This is a genomic window from Clostridium sp. UMB9555A, assembly GCF_030222355.1.
Taxonomy (GTDB): Bacteria; Bacillota; Clostridia; order Clostridiales; family Clostridiaceae; genus Sarcina; species Sarcina perfringens.
The window spans coordinates 44,104-62,421 of record NZ_JASORQ010000003.1 but is presented as its reverse complement, the minus strand read 5'-3'; the positions used below and the strand labels follow the sequence as shown (position 1 = coordinate 62,421).

The 18,318-nt window shown below is 25.9% G+C and carries 20 protein-coding genes; 17 read left to right on the top strand and 3 right to left on the bottom strand.

Annotation, left to right across the window (positions count from 1 at the left end; genetic code table 11):
• The first annotated feature begins 261 nt into the window (after positions 1-261).
• From QP548_RS10335 to QP548_RS10255, 17 genes are all read left to right on the top strand, one after another.
• Positions 262-969: a hypothetical protein gene (locus QP548_RS10335; RefSeq protein ID WP_061426474.1), complete on the top strand. Its 708-nt coding sequence runs from the start codon at positions 262-264 to the stop codon at positions 967-969.
• 120 nt (positions 970-1,089) lie between these two features.
• Positions 1,090-1,275, top strand: a complete 186-nt coding sequence (locus QP548_RS10330; RefSeq protein WP_061426475.1) for a hypothetical protein — start codon at positions 1,090-1,092, stop codon at positions 1,273-1,275.
• A gap of 1 nt (position 1,276) precedes the next feature.
• A complete protein-coding gene (locus QP548_RS10325; RefSeq protein ID WP_003476200.1) occupies positions 1,277-1,534 on the top strand; it encodes a hypothetical protein in 258 nt (85 codons plus the stop codon).
• A 58-nt stretch (positions 1,535-1,592) separates the two neighbouring features.
• The gene (locus tag QP548_RS10320) at positions 1,593-3,788 is read left to right on the top strand and encodes a VirD4-like conjugal transfer protein, CD1115 family (protein WP_061426476.1); all 2,196 of its coding nucleotides are present in this window, start codon (positions 1,593-1,595) and stop codon (positions 3,786-3,788) included.
• Positions 3,789-3,792: 4 nt separating this feature from the next.
• A complete protein-coding gene (locus QP548_RS10315) occupies positions 3,793-5,664 on the top strand; it encodes a pLS20_p028 family conjugation system transmembrane protein (RefSeq protein ID WP_061426477.1) in 1,872 nt (623 codons plus the stop codon).
• Positions 5,665-5,666: 2 nt separating this feature from the next.
• Complete coding sequence (locus tag QP548_RS10310) at positions 5,667-5,954, top strand: DUF5592 family protein (RefSeq protein ID WP_061426478.1); 288 nt, start codon at positions 5,667-5,669, stop codon at positions 5,952-5,954.
• Positions 5,955-6,009: 55 nt separating this feature from the next.
• A complete protein-coding gene (locus QP548_RS10305; RefSeq protein WP_061426479.1) occupies positions 6,010-6,672 on the top strand; it encodes a hypothetical protein in 663 nt (220 codons plus the stop codon).
• Positions 6,673-6,685: 13 nt separating this feature from the next.
• Positions 6,686-8,575 carry a VirB4 family type IV secretion system protein gene (locus QP548_RS10300; RefSeq protein ID WP_061426480.1) on the top strand — a complete coding sequence of 630 codons (1,890 nt, stop codon included), beginning with the start codon at positions 6,686-6,688 and terminating at the stop codon, positions 8,573-8,575.
• Between the two features lies 1 nt (position 8,576).
• Positions 8,577-9,170 carry a hypothetical protein gene (locus tag QP548_RS10295; protein ID WP_061426481.1) on the top strand — a complete coding sequence of 198 codons (594 nt, stop codon included), beginning with the start codon at positions 8,577-8,579 and terminating at the stop codon, positions 9,168-9,170.
• Between the two features lie 64 nt (positions 9,171-9,234).
• Positions 9,235-10,389 carry a C40 family peptidase gene (locus QP548_RS10290; protein WP_061426482.1) on the top strand — a complete coding sequence of 385 codons (1,155 nt, stop codon included), beginning with the start codon at positions 9,235-9,237 and terminating at the stop codon, positions 10,387-10,389.
• 99 nt (positions 10,390-10,488) lie between these two features.
• Positions 10,489-11,340, top strand: a complete 852-nt coding sequence (locus tag QP548_RS10285) for a hypothetical protein (RefSeq protein WP_061426483.1) — start codon at positions 10,489-10,491, stop codon at positions 11,338-11,340.
• 293 nt (positions 11,341-11,633) lie between these two features.
• On the top strand, positions 11,634-11,927 hold the full coding sequence (locus QP548_RS10280; protein WP_061426484.1) for a hypothetical protein: 294 nt from the start codon (positions 11,634-11,636) through the stop codon (positions 11,925-11,927).
• The gene (locus tag QP548_RS10275; RefSeq protein ID WP_061426485.1) at positions 11,915-12,319 is read left to right on the top strand and encodes a hypothetical protein; all 405 of its coding nucleotides are present in this window, start codon (positions 11,915-11,917) and stop codon (positions 12,317-12,319) included. The genes QP548_RS10280 and QP548_RS10275 overlap by 13 nt, the downstream gene beginning before the upstream one ends.
• 2 nt (positions 12,320-12,321) lie before the next feature.
• Positions 12,322-13,440 carry a MobP2 family relaxase gene (mobP2, locus tag QP548_RS10270; RefSeq protein ID WP_061426486.1) on the top strand — a complete coding sequence of 373 codons (1,119 nt, stop codon included), beginning with the start codon at positions 12,322-12,324 and terminating at the stop codon, positions 13,438-13,440.
• A 10-nt stretch (positions 13,441-13,450) separates the two neighbouring features.
• On the top strand, positions 13,451-14,482 hold the full coding sequence (locus tag QP548_RS10265; RefSeq protein WP_158024730.1) for a toll/interleukin-1 receptor domain-containing protein: 1,032 nt from the start codon (positions 13,451-13,453) through the stop codon (positions 14,480-14,482).
• Between the two features lie 57 nt (positions 14,483-14,539).
• On the top strand, positions 14,540-14,746 hold the full coding sequence (locus tag QP548_RS10260; RefSeq protein WP_061426488.1) for a hypothetical protein: 207 nt from the start codon (positions 14,540-14,542) through the stop codon (positions 14,744-14,746).
• 212 nt (positions 14,747-14,958) lie between these two features.
• Positions 14,959-16,785, top strand: a complete 1,827-nt coding sequence (locus QP548_RS10255) for a pentapeptide repeat-containing protein (RefSeq protein ID WP_061426489.1) — start codon at positions 14,959-14,961, stop codon at positions 16,783-16,785.
• Positions 16,786-16,987: 202 nt separating this feature from the next.
• On the opposite strand, the gene QP548_RS10250 is transcribed toward QP548_RS10255, so the two are convergent.
• The 3 genes from QP548_RS10250 to QP548_RS10240 all read right to left on the bottom strand — a co-directional run bounded on the left by QP548_RS10250 (position 16,988) and on the right by QP548_RS10240 (position 17,964).
• A complete protein-coding gene (locus QP548_RS10250) occupies positions 16,988-17,296 on the bottom strand; it encodes a hypothetical protein (protein WP_061426490.1) in 309 nt (102 codons plus the stop codon).
• A 70-nt stretch (positions 17,297-17,366) separates the two neighbouring features.
• Positions 17,367-17,663: a hypothetical protein gene (locus QP548_RS10245; protein WP_061426491.1), complete on the bottom strand. Its 297-nt coding sequence runs from the start codon at positions 17,661-17,663 to the stop codon at positions 17,367-17,369.
• Between the two features lie 97 nt (positions 17,664-17,760).
• The gene (locus QP548_RS10240) at positions 17,761-17,964 is read right to left on the bottom strand and encodes a hypothetical protein (protein WP_061426492.1); all 204 of its coding nucleotides are present in this window, start codon (positions 17,962-17,964) and stop codon (positions 17,761-17,763) included.
• Positions 17,965-18,318 lie beyond the last annotated feature (354 nt).

Genomic DNA, 18,318 nt, shown 5'->3' with positions numbered 1-18,318 from the left:
ATATCTTTAATTTATTCTTTAAGGAAAGGAAGTTATATATTTGTATATATCTTTGGATTGGAGATGTTATTTAAATTAGTAATATTATTTGTGAAAAAAAGATGGGAGGAATTTATATATGTTTTAATGAGAACTATAATATATATCTTACTTTTATATTTATGTAATGAAATAATTTTTATATTTATTAATATAGTATATTTTTAGTATTAAATTAAAAGAAAAAGTCTCCACGGGGAACATTTTAAGGAGGGAATGTAAATGAGTTTAATAAACAAACAGACAGGTCAAAAAGCTAGAGAAATACTAGAAGAAATGAACAAAAAAGAAAAAAACAATTTAAAGAAAAGAATATATAGAATAGATCACTATTATTTTGATGATTCTAAGGTGAGTAATAGGGAATGTTTATTAATAGAAATAGATAAGACAGTAGAAGAATTATCAGAAATAATTGTAGGAATTGAATTTAGATTAGATGAATTAGTTGGTGGAAATATAGAGATACAATTTAATCATCTTTTAGAAATATTGGAAAAGTTATTTGAAGCTAAGAATGTGAAAGAAGAATATAACTATGTATTACAGAAAACTGATTTAGAGCATGAGGGAGAAGATGTTAATAGTTATGCAACTAAATATGATTTAGAGAATGTTGAAGTAATAAAAATAGATTTGTATTTTAATTGGGAATATAATTGTGAGGATAGGTATAAAGAAATTCTTGAGAAGTATTCAAGTGAAGATATAGATAAAATCCTTTTAAGTTTTAAAGATGAATATGAGAAGTTAAATGAAGAATTTAAAGAAAGTCTAAAGTTAGCTGGAATATATATAGGAAAGAAAGTATCCGCTGGGGATACTTTTATTTTGAATGATCCAAAAGGAGAATTATTTTTTAATAATAAAAATAATGATACTTTGCAAGTTGGTACTGGAAAAGCAATTCATAAAAATGATAAAAAATAATTATTTATATAGGAAAATAAAAAGTGTTCCCTGTGGACACTTTTATTTATAAATATTTATATTAGGTGTCCCTAGGGGACATTTTTTTTATTGTAATTTTATTGAAGGGGGTGATTAATCATGAGTGCTAGAAGAAAAGATAAAGATAGCTTCAATAAAAAGCTAGTGGCTAAACTTCTTGAAATTCAAGGTAAAACTTATGAAGAATGGATTGAAGAAAAACATAAGGAATTTTTAGACAATGAAGATGCAGAAAATCAATTATTAGCAGGATTAGATACATTAAAAGAAATAGGAGGAATTTAGTATGTTATCAAATATATATGTTTTAGATGTCTTTACAAGTTTAAATCAAATAGGTGTAGACCTTTTAACAAAATCCCAAACATTAGGATGGATAAGTTTAGCTTTATCATTAGCAGTAGCAGGTTTTGCATGGATATTGGGTGGAACTGATGGTATGAGAAAAGCTAAACCAATAATCATAGGTGGAATAGTTGGATTTATATTAATTATGGGAGCTAACGCTTTTGCAACATATTTCAAAACAACTGTTACATTTTAATTTTAAGACTAGGATATATATTCCTAGTCTTTTAAATTTAGATTAAGGTAGGTGTAATATGAGGTTTTTGAAAAAAATATTTAGAAAAATAAAAATTTATTATAGTACAGATGATGAAACAAATAGAGAAATTAAGAAAGCGAAATTCTTAGCTAGTAGAAAATTTTCACTATTCATAACAATAGTGTTAACCATAGTAATTACATTGATAAGTAATATTATTGCTAATGGATTAGATATAGTTTTTTCTAGTATAAAAGGAAAAGAGAAAGCTTTTAATTTTTTAGAAGCTATATTTTATTTTGAATTTAATAAATATTGGTATGTATATATATTTACCTATATAATGCTAATTCTAATTATTATAAAGATTCAATTTAGATTAAAGACTTCTTTTAGAACAATAAATGAAGGACAAAAAGGAAAGTGTAGATTTTGTTCCTTATTAGAGATAGAAGAACAATATAAATCAGTACCAAAGAAGGAAAAAGAATTTGAAGGAAAAGGTGGAGTTGTAATTTCAAGTTATGAAGATAAAGTTTTTATTGATGAAGGAGATGTAAATAACTTAGTAATAGGGACAACAAGAAGTGGTAAAGGAGAACTATTTTTATTTCCAACCATAGATGTTTATTCGAGGGCTAAGGTTAAATCTTCATTAATAATAAATGACCCAAAAGGGGAGTTCCTTGCTTCAAGTAAAGATACTTTAGAAAAAAGGGGATATAGGATAGAAGTATTAAACTTAATAGACCCTAATAATTCAATGAGTTATAATCCACTTCATTTAATAGTAGAAGCTTATTTGGAAAAAGATTATGGGGAAGCTCAAAAACTATGTAAGTCATTAACTTATTCTATGTACTATAAGCCTAATGTTAAAGATCCGTTTTGGCAAAATTCTGCAATGAGTTTAGTTAATGCTTTAATATTAGTAACTCTTGAAGAATGTTATAAAAAATATGGTGAAGAAGAAATAAGAAATAGGGTAACAATGTTTACTGTTGCTAATATGCTTTCAGAATTAGGTTCAGCTTATGATGAAGATGGTAATAATGAGTTGGACAAATACTTCCGAAATTTACCTTCAAATTCAATTGCTAAAATGCAGTATGCAACAAGTAACTTTGCTAAAGGTAGTGCTAGGAGTGGTATTTTTTCAGTTGCTATGACAGAGTTAGAAAAATTTACAATGGAAAAAATAGCAAAGATGACTTCAAGAAATTCAATAAACCTAAAAGATTTTGGGTTTATCAATAAGAAAGATGATAGACCAATAGCATTATTTATGATACTTCCAGACTATGATAATTCAGATTACTTTATAGCTTCTATGTTTATAAGGCAACTTTATTGGGTCTTATCAAAAGAAGCAACTTTAACTAAAGGTGGAAAATGTGAAAGAGAAGTAGTGTTCTTAATTGATGAAGCTGGTAATATGCCACCAATAGAACAATTAGAAGTTATATTGACAGTATGTTTAGGAAGAAATATAAAATTTACTTTAGTAGTACAAGCTTTTTCACAAATAGAAGAGAAGTATGGTAAAGATAAAGCGAAAACTATAATAGGGAACTGTGCAAATAAGGTATATATAATGACTACAGAATATGATACCGCAGAAGAATTTTCAAAGCTTTTAGGAGATAAAACAATAATTAATATATCAAGAAGTGGAGAAATAACAGATACTACAAAACATTATACAGAGAGTGTTGATTCCGAAAGATTAAAAAATCCTAATGATTTAATGCTATTAAAAATGGGAGAAACAGTCGTTACAAGAAATTTAAAAAGAGAAGATCAAAAAAGAAATAGAATAGTTCCTAATCCTATTTTTAATAGTGGAAAAACAAGTATGCAATATAGATATGAATATTTATCTAAGTGGTTTGATAACAATAGCTCTATTGCTGATGTAGAAATACCATCTTTACATAAAGATGTAGATTTAAATGATTTAATATTATTTGAAAATATAGAACCATTAATAATTGAAGAACAGAGCATTGAAGATATTAAGCAGGAAGAAAAAGAACGTAAAGTTCATTTAAATGAAATATTCTCTCCAATGGAAATTAAAGAAATAATTGAATTAGTTGAAGCTAGATATAAGAAGGGAAAAACTAAAATTAATTTAGATAGTACCTTTGATGATTTAGAAAAGGCTTGTAAAGAAAATAATGATAACAAAGAAATTAAATCCTTTGTTGATAAAGGATTTGAATATATAAAAGAATTAGAAAGGAAGTGAAGTAATGAGCAATATAGAATTTCTAAAAACACTAACAGAAAATAATGTTTTGGAGCTTGTAGGAATATTTAGTTATGGGCTTAGATATTTAGGGTGGATATTAATTCAAGGCTTAGTTAAGCTAGTAGATGGTTTAGAAAATGCAGTTAGTACAATTTATAATATAAATAATTTTTTTGAAACAAAAGAAGTAGTACACTTTCTTGATAATTATAAACCTGTACTTTGGACTATATTTGCAATAGCATTAGCATTTATAGGTTTTCAGATAATGTTTCAAAGGAAAAGAGATAAAGGACAAATACCAGTAAATATATTAATATCAATAACTATAATAGTAGGATTACCATTTTTAATGACAGAGTTAAATAAAGCAACAAAACTTATAGTTGATAATAATATTGGAACATACGAATCAAGTGCTAAGGAAATAGTAAAAGGAAACTTATCAGATTTATACTACTTAGATAGTGTGGGATATAAATTATCAGATAAGAAAAATAATATATTACTAGATAATATTATGAATATAGATATAAATGAAAAGCTAGAACCTAATGACTTAAAAGACCCTATGTATAAAGACGCTTTTAAAGAAAAAATAGTGGAAAATAGTAATGGAGAGTTAGACTTAGTAAAGCTTGATAAAAGCTTTTTTTCCTTTTTAGATGAAGATTATTATAGATATAATTTAAACTTTATGGTGGTTATAGGTTCACTTCTAGTATCTATAATAGCAATGTTTTGTTCATGTCTGAAAATAGGAAGAATACTTATTGAACTGGCTTTTAATAAAATATTAGCGACAGTTTTAGCTTTTAGTGATATAGGTACAGGTAAAAAGCTTAAAATGGTTGTTGAAAATATATTATCAATGTTTGCTATTTTAATTTCTACATCAGTTTTACTAAAACTATATGTGGTATTTACAGGTTGGCTAAATAGTCCTGATGTTGCTATAGAAAATCAAGTTGTTAAATTACTTGTACTTGGAGCAGGTTCATGGGCAGTTATAGATGGTCCTAATATAATTGAAAGAATTTTTGGAATAGATGCAGGTATTAAATCAAGTTGGGGAGCTGTAGTTGCTGGTATTGAAGGAGCTAAGATGTTAGGTAAGGGAACTAGAAGTATGTTTAGTGCTGGAAATAAACTTTACAATGGTGGTAAAAGTGCTTATTTAAGTATGCAAGACGGTTTTAGCAAGTTAAAGGATAATACTAATTCTAAAAATGTATCTGAAGGTTCTAGTAATATTAAAAATAATATTGATGGAAAAATGAGTAGTAATCCTAATATGAAGAATAATTCAGATATGAAAAATAATTCTAATATAAACTCAAATAAATCTAACAAAGATGGCAACTCAAGTTTAAATAAAAATTCTAGTGAAACACCTAATATAAATAACAAAAATAATATGGGCGTAAATAAAAATGGAAATAGTGAAAAATCTAACTTAAATGGTGGAAGTAGCTTAAATGGCAAAGGTCAAAGTTCTAAAATTAATGAAAAAAATAATTCCAATATAGGAAATGGAAACAATCAATCAAGCTTAGGAGAAAAAGAAAAACTATTAAAAGAAGCTATATTGAAAAATCAAAATGGATCAGCAACTAAGGGACAAGGATTTGATGGAGCAAAGGATATAAATAATGAGAAAAATAATAAATTCAATAAAGGTATAAATCAAAATTCAAACTCGATGAATAAAGGCTATGGACAAGCTAATAAGTTCAATCAAAATGGAGTAAATGGAAACAAGCTTAATAATAGTAGTATAGGAAGAAATAACAATTCTTCTCAAAGTAGAAAACTTACTATAAGTGATAAAAGTAAGTTTAATATAAAAAATAATAATGGAGGTAAAAAGTAATTATGATTTTTAATATTCCTAAAGATATAAATGTAGAAATGAAGATATTTAATACACTATCATTCTTTGATATAGCTTTTATAATTGTATTTATGGCTTTAGCAAAAATATTAAGTCCTTTTGTATATACACGATTTATAATTGTATATTATATATTTTGTTTCTGTTCGGCTGTATTTTTAACATCCAAAAGTATTAGTAATCCTAAAAGGAGAAATTTTCAGAGCATATATTTAGCTTTTATAAGAAATAGAAACATATATCGTAGATTAAAAATAGATAAAGAGTAAAAGTGTTCCCTGTGGACACTTTTTCTTTTTACTATTATTTTTTAGGAGGAATAGTATGTATAAAAAATTTGATGATATAAAAATAGGAGAAGAAAAAAAGAAGCTAACAAGAAAAGAGAAGAAAGAGTTAAAAAAACAACAGAAAGAAGAACGTAAAAGGAAAAAGGAAGAAGCTAAAGCATTAAAAAAAGAAAAAAAGAACTTACCTAAAATAGATAAGTTTATTGTAGATAAGATGGAAGAAGTAGATATAACAGATAATGAATTTATCAAAACTAAGAGTGGTTATATGAATATATATCAAGTTAGTGGAAAAGATGTAGATTCATTATCTTTAGATGAGCAAGAAGATTTAATAAGAAACTTTATGTTTTTCCTAAGAGAATTTATTCATGATTTTAAAATAATAATTATGAATTTCCCAGTTAATACAAGTGAACAACAAACATATATACAAAAAAGAATAAACAAGACTAATAATGAACTATACAAAATAATGTTAAATGAAAAATTAGAAAAACTTATAGAGCTTGAGAAGACTAAAACTAATATAGAGTATTACATCATGGTATTTATTGATAAGGAAGATTCGGTAAATGATACATTAAATAACTTAATAAGAAGTACAAATAAAGATATTCATTTAAGTGAAATAGATTTAGAAAAGAAACTAAAGGTATTATATAAACTTAATAACTTAAATAGTAAGATACTTTAAAGGAGATATATTTATGAAGAAATTAGATTACAATCCTAATTTAATAGATAAAATTCAACCATGTGGGGGAATTATATTTAAAGATAATTATATTAAAAAGGGTGATGGCTATGAAGCTTGTATAAATATTTATGATTATCCTCATGAAGTTAATTATTTTTGGCTGAAGGGCTTAATTAAAGAATTAGATGATACTGTAGTAACTATTGATGTTGGAACTGCAAATAGAAATGAGATATTAAAGAAAATAGATCGTTCAATGAAAGAACACGGTTCAAGAATTGAGGATAGTAGAGATTATACAACAGCGATAAATTCAAATAGTGAGTTTGGAGAATTATCAGCATTAACAGATGATATTGTTAACAATAGTGAGATAATGAAGTACATTGTTATAAGAGTTTTTGTTTGGGACAGGACTTTAGAAGGGCTAGAAAATAAAGAGAAAAATGTATTAGAAAAACTAGAAACTTTAAAATATAAAGGGGCTATTTTTATTAATGAACAAGAGTATGAATGGAAGTCAATGCGTTTACCAATGTCAAGACAAGAGAAGTTACCGAATGGAATTATAAAGCAACCTATACCAGCTTTAAGTCTAGCAGGTGGGTATCCTTTTGATTTTATAGAGTTAAAAGATAAAACGGGTATGCCTTTAGGAACAACTAGAGTTGGTGGAAGTGTAATATTTGATTTATTTACTAAAAACTCTGTAAGAAAATCATTTAATGCACTTATTTTAGGGGTTACTGGTGCTGGTAAATCTACACTATTAAAAAAATTAATGAACAATAATGTTATACTTGAAGATACAATAAGAGTTTTAGATTTAACAGGAGAGTTTGGAGGAACTATTGAACGATCTGGTGGAAAAATAATAAAGTTAGATGGTAGTAATGGAATGATAAATCCATTTCAAATTTTCGCAACTATGATTGATACGGACACAAACGAGATTTTGGAAGAACAATCATATATGTTCCATATAAATAAATTATCAATGACTTATAAATTCTTAGCAGAAGGGTGTTCAAGTGATGAAATTAGAGAGTTTGAGAACTTAGTTAATGATTTTTATATTGATTTTGGTATCAAAAGAGAGAACTGTACTCAATATAAAGTGAAGGAATATCCAATAATGGAAGAATTCTTGAATTTTATAAAGAAACAATTGTATAATGATGTAGAAAAAGAAGAATTAAGAACTAACTTAACGGCTCAAAGACAAGAAAGAATTGAGCGTATAAAATTAACAATTGAAAATGCAATAAACAACTATAGTAAATTATTTAATGGATATTCTACTATAGAAGATATGTCATCAGAAAGAATATTAAGTTTTGAATTAAGAAACTTATCTCAATTTGATAACAGAATATTTAATGCACAAATGTTTAATATATTAACTATGCTTTGGAATGGAGCATTAAAACAAGGTATTCAACAGAAGAAATTATTTGATAATGGAGAAGTTACATTAGATGAAGCAGTAAAATATATTCTATTTATAGATGAAGCTCATAAGTATATAAATTCAGATAATGAATTAGCAGTAGACTATTTTATAACTTTTGAAAGAGAAGCTAGAAAGTATTTTGCAGGTCTTGTTTTTGCAACACATAGTATAAATGATGTTGTTCCAGAAAGTTCAGATAAAGCAATATTAGGAAAGATAAAAACATTATTTGAATTAACTCAATATAAGTTTATAATGCAACAAGACAATAATGCAAAGAAAGCTTTAGAAACAATATTTGACGGTCAATTAAATGAAAATGAAATTAATACAATTCCAACCTTTGGACAAGGTGATACAACATTAATAATAAATGGTATGAATAATATAACATTCCATGTTGAAATTTCAGAAGAAGAAAAAATATTATTTGAAGGAGGAGTATAATGTGGAGAAGAAAAAGTTAATAATAGGTGGAGTAATACTTGGGGTATTAGTTGTTGGAGGTACTATATTTGCATTAAATAAAGGAAAAAGTAATAAACAAGAAGTTGCAAAAGTAGAAACAAGTAATAATAACGTTATATCAGAGCAAAATGATGAAAATAAAGGGCTAAGTGATGAAGAATTAAAAAAGAAATACTATCTTTTAGAGAATAGTAATATTTCAGTAAATGATAGAGTAGAAGCTTCAGAAGTTGCTAGAAAATTTGCAAAGGACATGACAGAATTTGATATAAATGACCCTAAGAAAAATGAAGCAGAAGCTTTAAGTCTAGTATCAACAGATATAGATAAAGAAGTTCAAGGATACTTCATGACTTTAGGTCAAAGTAAAGAAATAAAAGAAAAGAAAATAACAAAGATAAGAAGTGAAGAAAGAAATAATAAAGATGATAATGGATATATATATATTTATGTTACTGTAGCCTATGACAGTATAGATGAAAATAATGAGAAGAAGCAAGATTCAAAATCATATAAGATGCAGTTATTAAAAATAGATGGTAAATATAAAGTAACAAGTTATAAAGAGTATTAAAAAAAGAACCAACTTAGTTTTAAGTTGGTTCTTTTTATATGTCTTTTTTTAGGTAGGTGATTATTTGAGTAAAAAAATAATAAAGAAAATAATTGTTACTATAGGTATATCTAATTGTTTAGTTTTTTTCTTGGCTACTATTATTATGATAGGAGTTGTTGGGATAGTTGGAGAAAGTAATAAGAAAAATTATTCTAACATAACAGATATAGGAGCTATGGGAGTACCTTTAGAATTTGTTCCTTATTTCAATGAAACGGCTGAATTAGTTGGTATTCCTAACTGGGTTTTATGTGCCATTGCAAAACAAGAAAGTGATTTTAATCCTAATTGTGCTTCGCCAGACGGTGCATATGGAATAATGCAACAACAAAAATTTGATTTTGGTGGTGGAGATATATTTAAGTATTATATGGATTATGGGTTAGCAGATTTATATAGACAAGTAGGATATAGTTTTACCGATAGTGATAATATGTGGGATATATTTTTAACAGATGCGAGAGCACAAATTATAGCTGGTGGATTTGAAACAATGTATTATGCTAACTATGTTTTATACAGAAAAGGAATTATTGGCGTTCAAAAATTTAATAATGTAGAGAATATGAAGCTGATAGATTGGAACGCTAGTGAGAATGACCCTAATTTCAGAGAGATATTACGAAGGATATTTGCTTGTTATAATGGAGGACAAGGCTACGGTATGGAAGTAGATTTAGATAAGGCACAAAACAATTATCCTAACAAAGTTTTTCAGTATGCAATGGAATTTAGAAATGCAGGTATTACTGGAAGTGGAACAGCAGGAGATAATGAAATAATTGAAAAGGCTATTGAAGCAGGTATGAAGTGGGTTAGTAAATCTCCATATGTTTGGGGCGGAGGTCGTAATCAATCTGACGTTGATGCAGGACGATTTGATTGTAGTTCATTAGTTCACTATTGCTATGCAAGTGCTGGAGTGCAACTTGGTGATCGTTCAAGTGTAACTACTTGGACTTTATTAGAGTTAGGTAGAGCAGTTTCACCATCAGAAATGAAGCGTGGAGATTTATTATTTTTTGATACTGCGGGAAGAAATGGACACGTTGGAATATGGCTCGGAGATAGTAAATTCCTGAATGATAGTTCAAGTAAAGGTGTTAGTATAGGCGATTTAAATTCGCCTTATTGGAGCAGTAACTTCAATGGAAATGTTAGAAGGGTAGTAGAATAATTTTTATAAGGAGATGTATATATGTAGTGAATTGAAATATTTAAATGAAAATATTTTGTAGTAATTATATTTAAATGTAATGAAAGGAGAATGATAATATTGAAAGAAAAGATACTAGATTTTCAAAAAAATGTTGAAAGTAAGTTTAAAAAGTTCAGAAGAAGTAAGAACCAATCCTTTATTTATTTTGGTGCAACATCAATAATAATTTTAGGAATGGTCTTTTTTTTAACTTCAAATAGAATTTTTAATCAAGATTTTTTTGTTAAAAGTACAGTCTTGAATCAAGAAATATTATTTGAGAACAACAATATAAAGATACTAGATAGAGAATATAATCCTAATACTGGAGTATTTGAAATGTTTCTTAACATAAAAAATAGCAACCCTAATATTGATAAACCTATAAATATTTCATTAAAAGAAAAGAACAATTTAGATGAAAGCATCTCATGTGAGTTAATAAAAGTTGGTATTGATGAGTATGTTATTTACTCCGAATTACCTTTAGATTGGTCAGCAGTTTCTATTAGTGTTACTTCTTCTGATAAAGAAAATAGTTTAGATGAAGTTATAAAAATTTATTCAGATAGAAAAGATACTAAAGAAAATAATAACTTAAAAAATGAAAGTGTTAATGGATATAAAGTTAAATTTATAGATTTGGAAATAGAAAGTTTTAATAGTAATATTTCAGAAATAGATAAATTACTTGATGAAAAAAATACTACTGAAATTAATTTAAAGAAAATAAATAGTGAACTTGAAGAAGATAAAAAGTACCAAACTGAAAATGAAAAGCAAGAAAGTGATAGCAAAATTAATTCTAATAAAAGTTCTATAGAGAAAGTTAATAAGGAAAAAGAAGAACTTAATAAGCAGAAAAAAGAGCTTCAAAATAAAATTAGTAAGCTTAATCAAAAGAAAAATGACCTAGAAAAACATGAGTAAAACCTGCGTGTTTTATGTGGATTTTATGTGTTTCATATGTGGTGAACCTGCGTATTATGATGAAATTGTGATATCGTTGAAACACTAGGCTTTGCCTAGTCTAGCACCTTGTGTGATAGCAGTTTCTCCTTATGCCCTTTAGTAAGAAGTAACAGGTGGTAAATAGTAACATAGAGAGTAGAAACCCAAAAAATATTTTTGTTAACTTTTTTTATAAAAAGTTTGCGACTAGAATTTTAAAATTAAAATTTTAGTCGCTTTTAGTTTAGATTTATTTATATAAGGAGGTACAGATGAGTGATATTTTAATAAGAGATGTACCAGAAGATATTGTTTTTAAATTAGATGAATTAGTAAAGAAGAGTGGAGCAAAAAGTCGGAACGACTTTTTAAAAAGACAATTAGAATTAATGTCATCAATAGAAGAGTTAAAAAGAATTGAGGGGAATTATTCTTATTTAATTAAAAAGCTTGGAAAGATAATAGAATATAATTCAGCATTAATGGAAGTATTGTCAGAAGAAATATTGGGTGAAAATATAGGAGATATAATTTCAAAAAGGAGTAAAAGTATATGGGAAGAATAAGAAAAGATTACATGGTTTCTGAAAAAAATTTAGAGTATATAGAAGAAGTAAAAGAAAAAAATGATTTCAAATATTCTAGTGAAGCTTTAGATTTAATAATAAGAGAGCATAGAGAAAATGAAAAGATGTCTATTAAAATGCTTAGAGAATATTTGGCTAATGAAATATCAGAAGCTTTAAAAGGTGAATTTAAAATGCTAATGAAGGTGAATAAATTTACAGATAAAAATACACAAGTGATTATAGAAATGTTAAATGGTATGTTCATAAAAGAAGAGTATGGAAAAATAATAACTACTAATGAGGAAGTTTGTAAAGCCTTAACTATTGCAGAAAATACTGTTGAAGAAAGAATAAACAAAAATTATAAGAAAGGAAATAGGTTATATTAACTATGGGAAGTCCGGGAATTGTTTATAAGTTAAGGTTTATAACTCCACAAGAAGGATATAATTTTGGAAGCTATATTGACTATATGAACAGAGATAAAGCAACAAAAAAACACCATGATAATGATTATGCTAGTTTTAATGATTACATGGGTAATGCAAAAAAGAAAGGTTCTTTATTCACAAGAGATAAAGATGAATTAAATGAAAAAGAAATAGAAAGCTTAAAAAATGCTTTTACAATTGCACAAAATAGGGGAAGTAATTTATGGCAAGATGTATTTAGTTTTAATAATGATTGGTTAGAAGAACAAGGGATTTATAATTCTAAAACTAAAGTTTTAGATGAAGAAAGAATACACAAAGCTATAAGAGCAACCATGAATACCTTAGAAAGAAAATGTGGATATAAAGATTTAGTTTGGTCAGCTTCATTACATTATAATACGAAACACATTCATGTTCACGTAGCAACAGTACAATTTAATCCAGATGAACGAGGGAAAAGAGAGTACAAAGTTTTAAGAGCAATGAAAAGTAGTTTTGCTAATTCACTATCTGATTTTAGTAAAGAGTATAAAGAAATAAATGATATAATAAGAGAAAGATTAGTTGATAATAGAAAAAAATATGACTTAAAAAAAGATAAAATGATGAAAGAAAATGTAAAGGAAATAATTAAATTACTTCCAAAAGATAAAAGACAATGGAACTATAATTATAATTCTTTACAAGAAGTAAAACCATATTTAGATGAAATAACAAGAAACTTTATAGAAGATAATTTCAAAGAAGATTATAATTTGCTAGTTGGAAAATTAGAAGAACAAGAAATTAAACTTAAAAATATGTATGGAGAAAAGAATACAAGTTTATATAAATATTATAAAGAAAATAAAATAGAAGATCTGTATACAAGAATAGGAAATGTTACTTTAAAGCAAATAAAGGATTATGTATATGAGAATGAAAATAAAAAGTTTATAAATTCTAATAAAGAGCTAATAGTAACAAGTAGAGCATTAAATGAAATAAAAAAAGCATTAAGGAAAGATTTTGATAGTATAAAAAATATGAATGAATATGAAAAACTACAAAATGAAATTGAATATGAAATTAGATAGGGAGGAAAAAATGGATGAGTTAACAAAATATTATACATTACCTTTAGTTGAGTTTTTGAAAAATTATAGAACTAAAAAAGGAGAGTTTGAAATCCCATTAAAAATATTTGTTTTTAGAGAAAGAGCGACTGAAATACAAGCGAAATATCAAATTATAAATTTATTAGAAAAAGCTAAAAATGAAAAATTTGAAATATTTGCATATTTTGATTATAATTACTCTAAAATTATAATTAAGGAGTTGAGATATATGAGAAAAAGTTTTTATGTAGAATTTCCGTATATGAAAAGAGAAAAGTATTTTCCATTTTTGTTAAAGTTAGAGGAATTAATATCATTGGATGGTATGATATGTTTAGCTGTAAATAATGTTCCAGGATATTTAAAATCAGCTTTTATAATTGAATGTGTAGATAATGAAGAAGATAAAGTAAAAAAACTTTTAGAAGAATTTAATTTAACATCAAGAGTTGATAGAGGACTTGAAGAAGTTATAAGGGAACTAAAGTATAAAATGTGGAATATAAAAGGTTTACCACCATATGGAAAAGATGAACTAAGAGAAGCGTATAGAAGTATGTTCTTTTTTTCTTCTAATGAAGAACTTGAAAAAAAAGGATATAAATTGGAGGTCGAATTAAAAAGAAAACAAGTATTTATTTCATATAGTCATAAAGATAAGAATATAGTTAGAACATTTGCAGATGAATTAAGAGATACTGGGATTAATGCTTTTATTGATGCACGATCAATAGATTATGGAGAGAATATTTTAAAATCAATTATGGAGGGAATGGAACAAAGTGATTTAAACATTATATTTATAAGTAATAATTATAAAGAATCTAACTATGCAAAAACAGAGTTATATAATGCCTTTAATGGAATTATACAAAGAAATTCTAATTGGATAATAGTTAAATTAGATGATGTAAATCCTGATGATGTTATTTTTGGATTGGGAGGATATAAGTATTTTGAATGGGAGAATAACTCGAATGAATTAATAAATGTTATTAAAAATAAATTAAGAAAAATATAGATTAGTATAAAAGAATATTCAATTGAATATTCTTTTATTTTTTTATGGAGGAATTTAATGTTTGATAATTTAGCTTTAGTTGAGAAGATATTAAGCAAAAATGAAATAGAAGTTTATACATTAGATACAAAGGAAACTATAACTTTAAAAGTTGAAAATTATGAAGTAGAAGAATTAAAAGAACTTTTGGAAAATGAAGAAATGATTATCGTTGTATATGATAAGAAAAATAAAACTATTAATAGAAGTATAAAAGAATTTTAAAAATCGCCCCTGGTGTTTTATTCAAAAACACCAGGGGCGATTTTAATAAATATATTTAGATGAGTAAATTTCTTAATAAGAAATAAAAATTAATCTAATTAAAAAACATTCGTTTTTATATTAGATTTTCACCAGGATATTTTTTATTTTTATAAATTTATCCTGGTGTTTTTTATTGAAAAAGCGAATGTTTTTAGAAGGGAGTTAAGAAAGTGGCTTATAAGAAAAAAGAATATAAAATTAGTAAATCACAAGAAGAAAAAAGAAAGGAGATAGATTTACTTGTAAAACAAGCAGATGAAAAAATAGATAAGGTATTTAGTAGTCCTAATGACTTAAAAGAATATATTTCTTTTATGGCTAAGTTTCACAACTACTCTTATAGAAATTCAATTTTAATAGAAACACAATTTAGGGGAGCAATTGCAGTTGGAAGTTTTGCATTTTGGAAAGAGAAAGGATATTCAGTAAACAAAGGTGAGAAGGGAATAAAAATATTAGTTCCAACAAAACTTGGAGATAGATTTATAGCAGAAGATGGAACTATAAAATTAATAAGTAAGGCTAGTGAAAAAGAAAAACAGTTAATAAAAAGTGGGGAATTAGAAATACTAGAAGGAGCTATTAAGTTTAAGCAAGGGTATGTTTTTGATGTAAGTCAAACTAATATGCCATCAAGTGAATTACATAAAATATTTCCTAATAAATGGCTTGATGTAGATGTTAAAAATTATAAAGCTTTTTATAAATCACTAGAAGATGTGGCTAGTAAAATAGGGGTTAAGATAATAGAGCCTAAATCAGAGCTTGGATTAGTTAAAGGTGTTAGTTATACATCAACTAGGGAATTAGCTTTAAATCCTAGAAATTCAGAGTTACAGAATATTAAGACTTTAATACATGAGTTAGCACACGCAAAACTTCATACTGTAGAAACAAGAGATAACTATACTAAGGCAGAGAAAGAATTTCAAGCTGAAATGGTTGCATTATCAGTAAGTAGTTATTTTGGAATTAATACAGAAGAATATTCACTTAGATATTTAAGTGAATGGACTAAAAATGCAACCTTTAAGGATAAAGAAAAATTATTAAAAGAAGTAAGTACAACTGTAAAAGAATATGTAGAGATAATGGAAGATAGCTTAAATGCAGAAAGGGAGTTAACTAAGGAAAATGAATTAGTTAACTCCCTTTCTGATAAAAATATAAAAAATGAAATTGAATTAAATTTAGAAATGGAGGGAGAGATGGATTTTGAAAGTGAAAAATTTATAGAAATTAAAGATGAAAATATAAAAGAGTTTTTACGAACAGATAAAGTAGTAATTCATGAAGTAAGTAAAAGTGAGTTAGAAGAATTTGTTGATAATAACAAATCATTTATTTGGTTTAAAACAGAGAAGGGGAAGGAGATTAATTCAGATGTTTTCACTAAAGAAAATCATATAGTAGCAGTTAAAGAAAATGGAGTTTATAAAGATGTATATATTAGAAAAAGCTATGATTTAGAAAATTTAATATATGTAGATGATAAGAAAAATTTGTATAGAATTAGCAACAAAGAAAATGACATTGAAATAGAACATAAAAAGTTAAATAATTCAATTAATACGGAGGGGAACATGAAGAAGTATAAATTAGATAATGATATTTCAGAGAAAATAAGAAAGCATGAATTATGGCTTGAAAGTAATAAAAGAAATGGAGAAAGACTAAATTTAGAAGGAAGAGATCTAAAGGGAGTTAGATTTTTAAATGTAAATTTAAAAGAAGCTAACTTTAGAAATAGTGATTTAGAAGGAGCAATATTTTTTGCAAATTTAACAGGTGCAAACTTAGAAGGAACAAATTTAAAAAATACTAAATTTATAGGTTCTAATATAAAGGATATGATTATAGAGCCAAATAAGCTGGAACGAATTAATTTAGAGATTAATGAAGAGTTAGAATTTCATAATAAGATGAATAAGACTTTAAAAATTAATAATAAAGAAAAAAATAAATCTAAAGAAAATAATTATGAAATGGAGTTTTAAATTTATATACGTAAACAATATACTCGTAAATGAAAATAAAATATAATAAGAAAGAAAGTATATTACTTGAAAAATATTATAATATAGTATATATTATTTATAAAACAGTATAATTTAAATTAAATGTCCTAATTTATCAAATGTTCGTTCCTAATTGGATAGAGCAAAAAAGAGAAAAGAGTTTAAACTTTTTTCTCTTTTTTTATTCATAGGGTAGTTTTATAGTTATTAATAGCACATCTTTTGTATTATCAAATTTACTTTTTATCCAAATAAAAATATTATTTATAATATATACTCCAGTAAAGATTTCATCAAGTTTTGGATTTCTATTTTTAATATAGAAGCCTTCAATTAGCATACGATTTTGTTCTTCCGTATCATCTGAATTTAGTTCGCCCCAATCATTTTTACAAAACTTAGATAGTATAATATCAATTTCTTTTTGTGAGAGATAATTATTTTTTATTAGATTTTTAATACCGATACTCATATTTGTAATTGCCTTCATAGTAGTTGCTCCTTAAAAATATATTTTATTTTTTTATTAAAAGGTGTCCTCGGAGGACACCTTTTAAATTTTAGTATTCATGTGGAAATAGAACAGTTATTATTAAGGTATCTATTGTATAATCATATTCACTCATAATCCAAATCTCAATATTTTTCATCAATTTATATACCCCCATAAATCTATTATGTAGTTTAGCGTCAACTTCTTTGATTAATGAGTTTTGAAGTTCAGTATCTTCTTGACACAAATCACCCCAATTATTCTCTAAAAACTTAAAAAGTTGAAGTTGTAAATCAAATTCGTAAATCTCTTTATTTTGTAGTGCATTGCTAACTCCATGAGTTAATAAAATAGTTTTTTTCATAATTCTAAATTCCTCCTTGATAAACATTACCAAACAGGCTATAATATAAGTATAGCAATTTTTTGGGTGTTGCCTGTTAGGGTAATGCCTTTTTTATTTAATTTTGATTGTTAACAATTCTAGTTATTTCAGATAATTCTTGATTAGTTAGATTTTGAAAATATCCATGTCTGCAAGATGTACCTTTTAGAGCAATTAAGTTCTTATCAAAATCTATATCTAAATAATCACTTATTCCATAAATATTTTCTTTGATTTTATAAATAGTTAAATTAATTTTTTCAATGTACTTAATTTTCATTTTTAAAATCTCCTAAAGTCTATATTTTAAAGTTTAGCTTCTTCAAGTTAAAGCCTTCTTTTTTCAAGTCTTTCTCTTTCCTTAGAACTTTCAAGAAGTTCCTTCATTAAGATTTCTAAAATTTCATTATTCATAAAAATTCTCCTTTCAATAAAACACTAGCGTTAAACACTCCTTGTTGTTGTTTTTTGATAATCCTAAGACTACACATAGGAGCGAATTGTAAAGGAAAATGGAGCAAAAATTTTTAGCTGCTATGAAAGGAGAGAATAGCTGATAAAAATTTTTGTGGAATAGCTTTACAATTTTAGCGTATATGTGATAGGCTAGTGACACAAAAAACAAAGATTATTT